We start from the raw sequence: 12,735 nt of genomic DNA on the forward strand, positions 1-12,735 counted from the left end.
TCGGCCGCACTTCGACAAACTTTAGGGCTGCCTGCGCGTTGTCTACTTAGCCAGCGGCGATGGCGGTCTTTTGTATAACGGAAAAGGCCCGGAGGCGTCGCCGCGCTCCGGGCCTTTTGGTATATCCGGTATATCGCCTGTTTAGCCGAGCCGGTCGAACAGCGACATCTTCTGCATCTGGGTGAAGATGGTCTGTGCCGCTTTCAGCGCCGACTGTTCCAACTGGTACTGGGAAATCGCCTGGGCGTAGTCGAGGTCGCGCAGCGAGGACAGGGTGGTCTTCAGGGTCACGTTGTTGGCTTCGCGCAGGTCGGTGGCGTTGTCGATGGCCGCGAGCTGGGCGCCGCCGGCGGCGCGCGCGTCGATCATCTTCGACGAGGCCTGGGTGATGTCGCGCATCGACGATTGCAGGCCGTTCTGCAGCGCCGCCTTGGCCGTCGGGGTGATCGGATCGGTATTGAGCAGGTTGACCAGGTTGCTGATGGTGGAGAACACGTCCTTGGTGGTCGATGGGCCGATCTGGAAGCTGTCGCCGGCGGCGGGCGCGCCGTCCACGCGCATCTTCAGCCCGGGCAGGCCGATGCTCTCTCCGGCGGCGTAGGTGCCGGTGTTGACCACCGCGCCGCTGCTGTCGCGCACCTCGTAGGTGGTGGCGGCAGTGAACACCACGCTGTAGCTGCCGCCGTTCCAGGCGCTGCCGGAGCTGTCGCGGCTGAAGTCCAGCAGCAGGCCGGTGCCCGTGTTGCCGGCGGCCGCATGCGCGTCGACGGTGCCGTCGCCGGTGGGCACGCGCATGAAGATCTCGCTGCCGGGCAGGGTGTCGGAGACCTTGGTATCCGGCGCGATCTCCACGCTGCGCTGTGTCTGGTTGCCGCTGTAGACCACGTTGCCGGAGACCACGGCGAACGGGGCGGAGTCGTCGGCGGTGCCGCCGAACAGGTAGCGGCCTGCGCCGTCGGTGCTGTTGGACAGGCTCAGCAGGCTGTCGTGCAGGGTCTTCAGTTCCGCGGCGATGGCCTTGCGGTCGGGGGTGGTCAGCGCCGAACTATTGGCTTCCACCGTCAGATCCTTGACCCGCGCCATCAGGTCACCGGCCTGCGACAGCGAGTTCTCCTGCAGGTTGAGCCGGTTCTGCACGTTGGTGGCGTTGTCGCCGAAGCGCGCCAGGGCGGCCACCGTGCGATCCAGGCTGACCGCGGTGCCGGCCGCGACCGGGTCGTCGGCCGCGCTGACGATGCGCTGGCCGGTGGAGAGCTGCTGCCGCAGGTGCGAGATCGTCGCCTGCTTGCCGAGCATGGTGTTGAGCGACTGATTGAAGATCATGCCGCTGGAGATGCGATTGCTCATCGGACCGCGCTCAGGATGGACTGGAACAGGGTGTCGGCGGTGGAGATCAGGCGCGAGGCCGCCTGGTAGGCCTGCTGCAGCCGCAGCATGTCCGCCGCTTCCTCGTCGAGGTTGACGCCGGACAGCGAGTCGCGCGCGTCCTGGGCGCTGCTCTGGATCACGTCCTGCGCGTCGGCCGCGTACTTGGCCTGGCGCGCCGCCGAGCCGACCGTGGTGGTCAGGCCGGCCACCGCGCCGTTGAGGGTGATGGTGCCGCCGTTGAAGGCCTTGGCATCGTCCAGGTTGGACATCAGCAGGGCGTTGCCGTTGTTGCTCGAGCCGACCCCGGTCGGGCCCACCGCGAAGCTGTCGCCGGCGGACGGGACGCCGTCCATGGTCAGGCTCCAGCCGTTGGCGCTGATGGTCTGCCCGGCGGTGTAGGTCTGCGGCGCGCCGCCGTTGATCGAGTAGTGGGTGGAATCGATGAAGGCGATGTTCGCCGGCGTCAGCAGGTTGGCGTTGCTGGCGTCGGTCGCGGCGACGTTGCTGACCTTGCCGGTGCCCAGGTTGCTCAGCGTGGCGCTGGCCTGGATCGGCGTGGCCGCGGCGATGCGCGAGGGGTCGGTGATGGCCACGGACAGCTTGTTGATGGCATTGGCGGTGGGCTGCAGCAGGAACTTGTCGCCGCTGGCGGCGGTGCCGGACACCTGCAGGGTCACGCCGTTGACCACGAACGGGTCGGCGCTGGTGCCGGAACCGGTCATGGCGACGCTGGCGCCGGTGTCGGCGCGGCTGGCGTTCCAACTGGTGCCGTTGTAGGTCAGCAGCAGGTTCTGCCCGTCGAGCTTGCTCAGGTCGCTGACGCTGGCGGTGAAGGCGGCCGTGCCGGTGTTGGCGCTGTTGCCGACCACGGTCGGCGGCGGCAGATTGAAGAAGTCGCCGCCCATCTGCCCGTACAGGTCCATGCCGGCGTGGTGCTGCGCGTTGTAGCTGCTGGCCAGGCCGGTGGCGATGCGGCCGAGTTCGGCCTTGGTCGGATCCAGGACGGTGCTGCGGAACTCCAGGAAGCCGCCGATCTGCCCGCTCAGCGCCTTGCTGTCGAGCGGCGTCGAGCCGCCGGGCGTCTTCAGCGCGATCTGTAGTTTTTCCGGCTGGTACGGATCGGGACTGGTGACCAGGGTCGAGGCATTGGTACCGACCACCATCGCCTGGCCGCCGGAGGTGTAGACGTTCATCATCCCGCCGTCCTGCTGGATGACGCTGCCGCCGGTGTAGCCGATCAGCTGGCTGATCATCTGGTCGCGGCGGTCGAGCAGGTCGGGTGCGGCGGCGTTCGCATTCGAGCCGATCTGGCCGTTGAGCTTGGCGATCTCGGTGGCCAGGCGGTTGGCTTCGGCGGTGCCGGCCAGCAGGCCGTTGTTGACCTCGCTGCCGAGCGAGTCGAGCTGGCCGTTGAGCTGCTTGAAGCGGGTCACCAGCGAGCTGCCGGCGTCCAGCAGGTTCTGCCGGTTGGCGCTGGCCGAGGCGTCGGAGGACAGGCCGCTGGTGGCGTCGAAGAAGTTCGACCACTGCCCGGCGATGCTGGTGGCCTTGTCCGAGAACAGGCCGTCGACCCGGCTGGACATGCTGGAGAGCTGCTTCAGCCGGGCGACTTCGCCGGTGCTGTCGAACAGGCGCGAGATCGCCAGCTGGTCGGCGACGCGGGAGACGTCGGTGATCTGGGTGCCGTTGCCGATGAACTCGCTGCCGTACTGGCTGGGAACCGTGGTCGCGAACGTCGTCCGCTGCCGGCTGTAGCCGTCGGTGTTGATGTTGGCGACGTTGTGGCTGACCGTGGACAGGGCCCGCTGGAAGGCGAGCAGGGCGCCGGTACCGGTGGAGAGGATGGACATGGGCGGCTACCTCAACGGCGCACGAGGCCGGACGAATCGACGGTGCTGGCCAGCACGCGCTCGATGCCGCCGGCGGCGGCACTGCCGATCGCGGCGACCGCGCGACCGATGGTCGGGCCGCCGGCGATGGCGGCGATCTTGGCCGCGTAGGCCGGGTCGGTGGCGTAGCCGGCGTGCTGCAGGCCCTGGGCGAAGCCGCGGATGTCGGTGCCGGCCTTCAGCGCCTGCTGGTAGCGCGGATTGGTCTTCAGCAGACGCACGTAGTCGGCGAAGCTCTCCGCCGGCGAGGAATAGGCACGGAAATCGGCGGTCTGCGACTGCTTGACCCCGTCCACGTACTCGTGGGTGCCGGTGGTCACGCGATCGCCGTCCCAGCCGGTGGCCTTGATCCCGAACAGGTTGTTGGAACTGGCGCCGTCGCCGCGGGAGATGCCGCGGCGGCCCCAGCCGGTTTCCAGCGCGGCCTGCGCGACCAGGGCGCGCGCGTCCACGCCCAGTTCCTGCGCGGCCTTCTGCGCATGGTTCCAGATCTTGGCGACGAAGCCTTCCGGGGTGCGCTCGCCGAGGCTGGCCGCGGCGGCGTTGGCGGCCGCGGCGGCGCTGGGATCGATGGCGGTGCTGCTGTCGGCGGACGCCTGCACGTTCGACCAGCGGTCGTCGGCACCGGCCCAGGACAGGCCGGCGCTACCGTCGGCCGGGCTGCTGCCGATGGCCTGGTGCATGGCGCTGCTCTCGCGGCCGGCGATCATGTCCAGCACCTGCTGCTGCGGGGAGGCGGTCGCGTCGGTGCCGCTCCATGGGCCGACGCCGGCGCCGGCCGCGGCACCGCTGGCGAGCGCGGCCTCGCCCTGCAGCGGCATCGGGCCATTGCTCGACTGGCCGGACACCAGCGAGTAGGCCTTGGCCGCCTTGGCGGCGTCCAGCGCGGTGTTCGGCGTGCCGGTCTCGCTCGTCTGCCCGCCGCCGAGCTGTTTGGCGATCATCGCCCGCAGGCCCAGCCCCTTGCCGTCGGTCAGGCCCTTGGCCAGCTGCTGGTCGTACATGTCGCGGAAGGTCTGGTTCTCGCCCGGGAACAGCGAATTGCCGAAGCTGGCCTCGCGCATGCTCTTGACCAGCATGTTGGCGAACTGCCCTTCGAGCTGGCGCGAGACCTTGTCGATCTTGGCCGGATCGTTCTGGGTAGAGGCGTGCAGGTCGAAGGGAGCGGCCGAGATACGCATGTCAGATCACCTCCAGCTCCGCGCTCAGGGCACCGGCCTGCTTGAGCGCTTCCAGAATCGCGATCAGGTCGCCAGGCGCGGCGCCGACCTCGTTGACTGCCCGCACGATCTGATCCAGCGAGGTGCCGCCCTCGAACTTGAACATGCGGCTGCCTTCGTTGGTGGCGGTGATGGTGGACTTGGGCGTGGCCACGGTCTGGCCGCCGCTCAGTGCATTGGGCTGGCTGACCTGGGTGCCTTCGCTGATGGTCACCGTCAGCGAGCCGTGCGAGATCGCGGCCGGGCTGACCCGCACCTGTGAGCCGATCACCACCGTGCCGGTGCGTGCGTTGACCACCACCTTGGCCGGCGCCGCGCCCGGCGACAGCTCGACGTTCTCGATGCGTGCCAGCAGGCCGATGCGCGCGCTCTGGTCGGTGGGCGAGCGTACCGCCACGGTGGAGCCGTCTACCGCATGCGCGCTGCCGGGGCCGAAGGTGCTCTCCAGCGCCGAGACCATGCGCGAGACGGTGGTGAAATCGGGCTGGTGCAGGTTCAGGGTGATCTCGCCGGTGTTGCCGAACACGTCCGGCAGCGCCCGTTCCACCGTCGCGCCATTGGGAATCAGGCCGACGCTGGGCACGTTCACCGAGATCCGCGAACCGTCCTTGCCCTGCGCACCGAAGCCGCCGACCACCAGGTTGCCCTGGGCGACCGCATAGACCTGGCCGTCGGCGCCCTTCAATGGCGCCATCAGCAGGGTGCCGCCGCGCAGCGAAATGGCGTTGCCGATCGAGGAGACGGTGATGTCGATGGTCTGGCCCGGCTTGGCGAACGCCGGCAACTGCGCGCTGATCGCCACCGCGGCCACGTTCTTCAGCTGCGGGTTGACGTTGGACGGCACGTTGACGCCCAGCTCGCCGAGCATGTTCTTCAGGCTCTGCACGGTGAAGGGCGCCTGGCTGGTGCGGTCGCCGCTGCCGTCCAGGCCGACCACCAGGCCGTAGCCGACCAGCGCGTTGTTGCGCACGCCGCCGACCTGGGCCAGGTCCTTGATGCGTTCGGCTGCGGCCGGGGCGGCCAGGCCGGCGCACAGGGCGACGGCGGCGAGCAGGCGGCAGGGCAGGGACAGGACGTTCATGGCGGGCCTCAGTACGGCGAGATGCGCGAGTTGAAGAAGCGGCTCAGCCAGCCCATCGCGTTGGACTGCGCGACCGCGCCGCGGCCGCCGTAGGCGATGCGCGCCTCGGCCACCTTGCTGGAGGGAATGGTGTTGTCCGGGGCGATGTCGGCGGCGCGGACCACGCCTTGCACCTGCACCAGTTCGTCGCCCTGGTTCAGCCGCAGGTTCTTCTGGCCCTGGATCACCAGGTTGCCGTTGGGCAGGCGCTGCATCACGGTCACGGTGATGCTGCCCTGCATGGTGTTGCTCTGCGCGGTGTTGCCCTTGCCGGCGAAGCTGCGGTCGCCGCTGGTGGCGTTGTTGAGGATGTTGGTGCCGTTGACGGTCAGCGGCGCGCCGAGCAGGGTCGGCGTGGCCATGGTCACCGCATCCTTCTTGCTGATGCTGGTGTTGGCGGTGCTGCTGGCGTTGGTGCTTTCGACCAGGGTGATGGTCAGCAGGTCGCCGACGTCGCGGGCGCGGCGGTCCGAGTACAGCTGCAGGCCGGGGCCGGCGGCGTAGATCGCACCGGCGGTGGGCTGGGCCTGCGGGGCCATCACCGGCGTGATCGGCGCCATCGGCGCGTACGGGCGCACGTCGCCGGCGGCCACGCCCAGGCCGGCGCAACCGCCGAGCAGGACCGGCAGCAGCAGCGCGGCGGAGAAGGAAAGAGAGGACAGGCGCGACATGGCGGATTCCGGAGGCGAGGGGATCAGACGTTGTTGTTCAGATAGCCGAGCATCGAGTCGGTGGTGGAGATGGCCTTGGCGTTCATCTCGTAGGCGCGCTGGGTCTCGATCATGCTCACCAGCTCTTCCACCACATTGACGTTGCTGCCTTCCAGCGCGCCCTGCGCGATCTTGCCGAGGCCGTTGAGGCCGGGCGTGCCGTTGGTGGCCGGGCCGGAGGCGGCGGTTTCCACGTACAGGTTCTGGCCCTGGGCCTGCAGGCCGGAGGGATTGATGAAGTCGGTCAGGGTCAGCGAGCCGACCTGCAGCGCCGCGGCGGTGCCGGCGACCTGCACGCTCACCGTGCCGTCGGAGCCGATGGTCACCGACTGCGCGCCTTCCGGGATCTGGATGCCCGGCTGGATCGGGTAGCCGCTGTTGGTGACCAATTGGCCCTGCGCATCGATCTGGAAGCTGCCGTCGCGGGTGTAGGCCGAGGTGCCGTCCGGCATCTGCACTTCGAAGAAGCCGCGGCCGTTGACCATCACGTCCAGGGCGCGGTCGGTCTGCTGCTGGCTGCCCTGCTCGAAATCCTTGGCGGTGGCGACCACGCGCACGCCGGTACCCACCTGCAGGCCCGAGGGCAGCTGCGTCTGCGAGGAACTGGCGCCGCCGGGCTGCCGCAGCTGTTGGTACAGCAGGTCCTCGAAGTTGGCGCGGTCGCGCTTGAAACCGGTGGTGTTGGTGTTGGCCAGGTTGTTGGAGACGACCGACATGCGCGTCTGCTGCGCATCCAGTCCGGTCTTGGCGACCCACAAAGCCTGATTCATGACCCGAGTTCCTCTGATGGTGGCCCCGGCACGACGCGCCGGGGGCGCAGGGAGTGAAGCATGTGCCGTGCCAAACCGGCGCCGCTGGCGCCGAGGCCCGTCTTAGCCGTTCAGACGCAGCAGCGTGTTGGCCGACTGCGCGTTCTCGTCGCCGTTCTTGATGACCTTGACCTGCATTTCGAACTGGCGCTGCAACTGGATCATCTGCACCAGCGCGCCGGCGGCATCGACGTTGCTGCCCTCGAGCACGCCGGTCCGCAGCGAATTGCCGGTGGCCGGCGCAAAGGCCTTGGCCGGATCGTCGCTGACGTTGCGCATCAGGCCGTCGGGCCGGCGGGTGAGCTGGTCCGCCGGCGCCTGCACCACCTTCAAGGTGGCGACGGTGCTCATCGCGGTGGGCGCTTCGCCCAGCGGCACGATCGACACCGTGCCGTCGTTGCCGATCTCCAGCGACTGGTGCGGCGGGATCGACACCGGATTGCCCTGGTCGTCGAGCACTGCATGGCCGCTGGCGGTGACCAGCTGGCCGTTCGGGGTCAGCGCCAATTCGCCGCCGCGCGTGTACGCCTCCTTGCCGTCGGCGGACTGCACCGCCAGCCAGCGGTCGGCGTCCAGCGACAAGTCCAGCGGATTGCCGGTCTGGTGCTGCGCGCCGACATCGCGGTTGAACCCCTGGTCGATATGCAGCGCATCGATCCGCGACGGATAACCGGCGCCGGGAATCCGATACGCCTCGGTATTGGCCAGCGCCGCCTTGAACCCGGAGGTCTCGACGTTGGCCAGGTTGTGCGACACGGTGGCCTGCGCCTGCAGCGACGCGCGGGCGCCGGTCATGGCGACGTAGAGGGCTTTGTCCATTGGAGGGAACCGGGAATGGGGAATCGTGAATGGGGGAAAGCGGGAGGTCGGTGGCGGGAACCGCGTTTACGATTCCCGTTTCCCCATTCCCGATTCCCGGTGGTCGTCAACGCATATTGATGATCGTCTGCGTGACCTGATCCTGGGTCGAGATCACCTGCGAGTTCGCCTGGAAGTTGCGCTGGGCCACGATCATGTTGACCAGCTGCTCGGTCAGGTCGACGGTGGACGATTCCAGTGCGCCGGACTGCACGCTGCCGAAGTCCGAGGTCGCCGGCGAACCGGTGCGGGCGATGCCCGAGGCCGAGCTTTCCGCCCAGGCGTTGTCGCCGAGCGAACTCAGGCCCTGCGGATTGACGAAGTTGGTCACCGCGATCTGGCCCAGCGCCTTGTCGGCATTGTTGGAGTAGCGCGCGTAGACGATGCCCTTTTCGTCGATGCTGATCGAGTTGAGCTTGCCGCTGGCGTAGCCGTCCTGGGTCGCGCCACGCAGGGCGAAGGTTTCGCCGTACTGGGTCGACCCGAACACGTTCAGGTTCAGCGACAGGGTGCCGGCGCCGGTGGAGGGCGTGAAGGTGCCCAGCGCGATCTTGCCGTCGGCCGGGCTGACCAGCGCGCCGCTGTCGGAGAACTGCAGCGTGCTGGCACCGCCCGCAGCGACGCCGTCGACGTAGTTGTAGACGGTCCACTGGTTCGGCGTGGAGGTCTTGACGAAGTACGAGGTCTGCACGTGGGCCACGCCCAGCGAGTCGTAGACCGTGGTGCCGCCGCTGGAGTTGTTGTAGCTGTTGGCGTCGTTCGGATCGAACGTGGTCACCGTCGGCGGCTGGGTGTTGCCGGGCAGGGTGAAGGTCAGGTTGACCGTGCTGGTCTGCTTGGGCGGGCTGTCGGTGGTCAGCAGCTGCAGGTCGGTCAGGGTGCCGGCGGCGAAGCCGTTGCCGTTACTCGCCGGCGGGAACACCTGCAGCCGCGCGCCCTGCGGATTGACCACATAGCCGTTGGCGTCGGTCTGGAAGTTGCCGGCGCGCGAATACACGCGGGCGCCGTTGTTGGACAGGGTGAAGAAGCCGGAGCCGGAGATGGCCAGGTCCAGGCTGCGCCCGGTCGGATCGATGGTGCCCTGCGAGAACTGCTGGGCGACGTTGCTGACGCGCACGCCCGAACCCACCGCGTTGCGCGCCAGGCCGTAGCCGTTGAGCGTGAACTGGTCGGCGAACTCGGCGCGCGAGCCCTTGAAGCCGGTGGTGTTGGCGTTGGCGATGTTGTTGGCGGTGACGTTGAGGTCGGTATTGGCCGCCCTGAGGCCGGACAGCGATGTGTTGAAACCCATGGTGGACTCCTGTGGATGGTCGGCGCGGGATTAGCTGACGCGGAGGACGTTGGTCAGCGGCGTGGTGCCGAGCCCGGTCAGGTCGAGATAGATGCCGTCCGATCCGATGATGGCGCTCTCGACCGGTGCCTGGACGTAGGTGGACAGGGACAACTGGTTGCCCTGGGCATCGGTCTGCCCAGCGGTGATGCTGTAGCTGCCGGCCGGCATGCGCTTGCCGCTGGCGTCGGTGCCGTCCCAGGCGAAGTCGAGCTGGCCGGCCTTGTCGGCGGTAAGGCTGATCTTCTTGATCGGCTGGCCGTTGGCATCGCTGACGGTGACGTCGACCACGCCGGCGGCCTTGGCCGCGACCAGGCCGCCGGTGCTGCCCTCGGCGGCCAGCGGCAGCGTCGCCGACGGCACCAGCACCTTGTGCCCGATCAGGTTGGCGCCGCGCAGCACCTGGTCGGTGCTCATCGACGAGGACAGCGCGGTGACGGTCTTGTTGAGGTCGCCGATGCCCTGCACGGTGGACAGCTGCGCCATCTGCGCGACCATCTGGCTGTTGTCCATCGGCTTGAGCGGATCCTGGTGCTGCAGCTGCTCGGTCATCAGCTTGAGGAAGTCGGCCTGCTGCAGCGCCTTGCCGCTGGTGGTGCTGGTGTTGCTCGAGGCGCTCAGGCCCAGACTGGAATAGGTGGTGTCGGTGGAGCTGGTGACGCTGGTCATGGAAGCGGTCCTGGGACGTGACGCGGCGGAGGGATGGCGGATCAGCGGCCCATGGTCAGAGTGGCCAGCGCCAGTTCCTTGGCGGTGTTGAGGACCTCCACGCCGGCCTGGTAATTGCGCGAGGCGGAGATCAGGTTGACCATCTGCGAGACCGGATCCACATCGGGCGAATAGATGTAGCCGTCGGAATCGGCAAGCGGATGGCCGGGTTCGTAGCGCTTGATCGGCGGCGCGTTGGTCGTCGCGATTTCCTTGACGTTGACCGAGGTCAGGCTGCTGTCGTGCGGGTTGCGCACCGCCTGGAAGATCGGCTCAATCGGCTTGTAGGCCGCCTCCGCCGAACCGGCCACCGAATCGGCATTGGACAGGTTGCTGGCGATGGTGCTCATGCGCACCGACTGCGCCTGCAGCGCGGAGCCGGCGACGTCGAAGATCGGCAGATTGCTCATGCTTATTGGCCCGTGATCGCGGTGAGCATGGTGCGCACCTTGGACTCGATGAAGCTCAGCGACGCGCGGTACTCCAGCGCGGCGCGACCGTAGGCGGCGCGTTCGGCGTCCGGATCGACGGTGTTGCCGTCCATGCTCGGCTGGCTGGCGGCCCGGGTGACCTGGAACGGGTTCAGCCCATCGCCGCCGACGGCGATGTGGCGGCTGTCGTCCACCGCGAGTTGGGTGCCCTCGCGCTGTCCCTGGGCCGCGCGCATCGCGGCATCGAAGTCCAGGTCCTGGGCCTTGTACCCGGGCGTGTCGACGTTGCTGAGGTTGCTGGCGATCAGCTTCATGCGCTGCTCGCGCAGCGGCAGGGCGTCGCCGTGGACGCCGAAATAGCCTGTGATCGGATTGGACATGGCACGATCCCGCGGTTCGTTGCCGAAACCACAGGCAAGGCGCGTGCCAAAGCTGGGCGCAAGGCCCGTGAGATCAGAGGGTTGCCTCGGGAGGCGGGGAGCGCCCGCGCTCCATTAGAACGTCAGGCAGGCCGCGCAGCCAGGCGCGGCGCCCGGGTCAGGCGGCCGCTTGCGCGGCCGCGGCCACCACCCGCAACCGGGCCAGCACGTACTCGGCCAGCTCGTTGGGGCTGTACTTGGCGACGAAGGCGTTGGCGCCCACGCGTTCGACCATCGCGTTGTTGAACACGCCCGACAGCGAGGTGTGCAACAGCACGTACAGGCCGGACAGGCCGGCATGGCGGCGAATTTCCGTCGTCAGCGTGTAGCCATCCATCGCCGGCATCTCGATGTCGGAGATCACCATGGCGTAGCGCTCGGCCGGATTCTCGCCGGCGGCGTGGATCTGCAAGAGATGGTCCAGCGCCTGGCGACCGTCCGAGAGCAGGGTCGCTGCGACCCCGAGCTGGTCCAGCACGCTGCGGATCTGCTGCCGCGCCACCCGCGAGTCGTCGACCACCAGCACCTGCAGCTGCGGGCCGGTGAGCGCCAGCGACGGGTCCAGGTTGGCCTCGACCCGGGTCTGGGCGATGTCGGCCAGCACGCTTTCCACGTCGATCACCTGGATCAGCTCGCCCTGGAAGCGGGTCACCGCGGTCAGGTAGCTGGACTCGGCGCCCAGTTCCGGCGGCGGATGGATGTCCTCCACCGCGATGTTGACGATGCGCTCCACGCCGCTGACCAGGAAGCCCTGCACCGAGCGGTTGAACTCGGTCACCACCAGATAGCCTGGCGCGGTGTCCGCGTTCGGCTCGCGTTCCGGGTGGCCGATGGCCAGGCCCAGGTCGAGCACCGGCACCGAGCGCCCGCGCACGTCGGCGACACCGGAGAATTGCAGCGGCAGCCCCGGCACCTGGAACAACTCCGGCCGGCGCAGCACTTCCTGCACCTTGAAGACGTTCACGCCAAAAAGCTGACGACCGCCCAGCCGGAACAGCAGCAGGGCAAGCCGGTTGTGGCCCGCCAAGCGGGTGCGCTGGTCGATTCGGTTGAGAAGGTCATGACTCATGGCGTTCATATCGGCGCCCTCGCGGCGGAACTTGAGGGCGCGTCCCGCATTGGACGTTCGGTTTGCGGCACGGCCTTTGCATGGTGTCGGCGACCTTTCCGAGAGAGACGGCGATGCGCCCGATCCTATTGCTGGTCCTGCTGGCGGCGACGCCGGCCTGGGCCGCGGACTTCCAGTCGGTGGATTCGATCCGTGCCGCGGCGCTGTCCCTGGCCGGGCCCGACGCCGATGCCGAGGCGACCCTGGACCCGTCGGTCCGGGTGCCGCTGTGCCCGGTGCCGTTGCAGGCCCAGCCGACCGGGACCACCACCGTGGAGGTGAGCTGCCCGCGCGATACCGGGTGGCGGCTGTTCGTGCCGGTCAAGGTGCGGCGCATGCAGCATGTCCTGGTGCTGGCGCGCGGCCTGTCCGCTGGAGAAACCATCGGCGCGGCCGATATCGTCCCCGAGAAGCGCGACGCGGCGCGCATCGTCGGCGCCGCGATGACCGAGCCGGAGGCGGCGATCGGCAAGGTGGTGCGGCGAACCCTGCCGGCCGGCACCTTGTTGTCCGCCACCGACCTGGTCGCGCCGCGGCTGGTGAGGCGCGGCGACAATGTGGCGCTGGTGGCACGCAGCGGTGGCCTGGAAGTGCGCATGTCCGGCCGTGCATTGGGCGATGCGGGCGAAAACGAGCGGGTGACCGTCGAAAACCTGTCGTCCAAGCGCATCGTTCAGGGAACTGTGTCACAAAACGGCGACGTTTTAGTGACGCGCTAAGAATCCGGCTAAAGTTCTCCGACGCTGTGCCGTTACCTACACCGAA

General features: G+C 68.4%; 13 protein-coding genes. 1 reads left to right on the forward strand and 12 read right to left on the reverse strand.

All coding sequences use genetic code 11. The features are described from left to right. Positions 1–141 precede the first annotated feature (141 nt). The 12 genes from flgL to AC1G9L_RS10860 all read right to left on the reverse strand — a co-directional run bounded on the left by flgL (position 142) and on the right by AC1G9L_RS10860 (position 11,931). On the reverse strand, positions 142–1,347 hold the full coding sequence (gene flgL, locus AC1G9L_RS10805; protein WP_019801204.1) for a flagellar hook-associated protein FlgL: 1,206 nt from the start codon (positions 1,345–1,347) through the stop codon (positions 142–144). Then, on the reverse strand, positions 1,344–3,218 hold the full coding sequence (flgK, locus tag AC1G9L_RS10810) for a flagellar hook-associated protein FlgK (RefSeq protein WP_019801203.1): 1,875 nt from the start codon (positions 3,216–3,218) through the stop codon (positions 1,344–1,346). Before flgK ends, flgL begins: the two co-directional genes overlap by 4 nt. Before the next feature lie 11 nt (positions 3,219–3,229). Then, complete coding sequence (gene flgJ / locus AC1G9L_RS10815; RefSeq protein WP_481069008.1) at positions 3,230–4,438, reverse strand: flagellar assembly peptidoglycan hydrolase FlgJ; 1,209 nt, start codon at positions 4,436–4,438, stop codon at positions 3,230–3,232. 1 nt (position 4,439) lies between these two features. After that, a complete protein-coding gene (locus AC1G9L_RS10820) occupies positions 4,440–5,558 on the reverse strand; it encodes a flagellar basal body P-ring protein FlgI (protein ID WP_010341762.1) in 1,119 nt (372 codons plus the stop codon). A gap of 8 nt (positions 5,559–5,566) precedes the next feature. Then, positions 5,567–6,268, reverse strand: a complete 702-nt coding sequence (flgH, locus tag AC1G9L_RS10825; protein WP_010341760.1) for a flagellar basal body L-ring protein FlgH — start codon at positions 6,266–6,268, stop codon at positions 5,567–5,569. 23 nt (positions 6,269–6,291) lie between these two features. Next, positions 6,292–7,077: a flagellar basal-body rod protein FlgG gene (gene flgG / locus AC1G9L_RS10830; protein ID WP_019800423.1), complete on the reverse strand. Its 786-nt coding sequence runs from the start codon at positions 7,075–7,077 to the stop codon at positions 6,292–6,294. A 102-nt stretch (positions 7,078–7,179) separates the two neighbouring features. Next, positions 7,180–7,935, reverse strand: a complete 756-nt coding sequence (locus AC1G9L_RS10835; protein WP_010341757.1) for a flagellar basal body rod protein FlgF — start codon at positions 7,933–7,935, stop codon at positions 7,180–7,182. 106 nt (positions 7,936–8,041) lie between these two features. Further along, positions 8,042–9,265 carry a flagellar hook protein FlgE gene (gene flgE, locus AC1G9L_RS10840; RefSeq protein ID WP_010341756.1) on the reverse strand — a complete coding sequence of 408 codons (1,224 nt, stop codon included), beginning with the start codon at positions 9,263–9,265 and terminating at the stop codon, positions 8,042–8,044. A gap of 30 nt (positions 9,266–9,295) precedes the next feature. Then, positions 9,296–9,973: a flagellar hook capping FlgD N-terminal domain-containing protein gene (locus tag AC1G9L_RS10845; RefSeq protein WP_010341755.1), complete on the reverse strand. Its 678-nt coding sequence runs from the start codon at positions 9,971–9,973 to the stop codon at positions 9,296–9,298. Between the two features lie 41 nt (positions 9,974–10,014). After that, the gene (flgC, locus tag AC1G9L_RS10850; protein ID WP_019800422.1) at positions 10,015–10,422 is read right to left on the reverse strand and encodes a flagellar basal body rod protein FlgC; all 408 of its coding nucleotides are present in this window, start codon (positions 10,420–10,422) and stop codon (positions 10,015–10,017) included. A gap of 2 nt (positions 10,423–10,424) precedes the next feature. Beyond that, positions 10,425–10,823, reverse strand: a complete 399-nt coding sequence (flgB, locus tag AC1G9L_RS10855) for a flagellar basal body rod protein FlgB (RefSeq protein WP_019800421.1) — start codon at positions 10,821–10,823, stop codon at positions 10,425–10,427. Positions 10,824–10,980: 157 nt separating this feature from the next. Then, positions 10,981–11,931 carry a chemotaxis protein gene (locus AC1G9L_RS10860; RefSeq protein ID WP_160947292.1) on the reverse strand — a complete coding sequence of 317 codons (951 nt, stop codon included), beginning with the start codon at positions 11,929–11,931 and terminating at the stop codon, positions 10,981–10,983. Between the two features lie 113 nt (positions 11,932–12,044). Here AC1G9L_RS10860 and flgA point away from each other — a divergent pair, with 113 nt between their 5' ends. Beyond that, positions 12,045–12,689: a flagellar basal body P-ring formation chaperone FlgA gene (gene flgA, locus AC1G9L_RS10865; RefSeq protein ID WP_019800976.1), complete on the forward strand. Its 645-nt coding sequence runs from the start codon at positions 12,045–12,047 to the stop codon at positions 12,687–12,689. The last annotated feature ends 46 nt before the right edge of the window (positions 12,690–12,735 follow it).

This window comes from Xanthomonas sp. NCPPB 1132 (genome assembly GCF_056629235.1).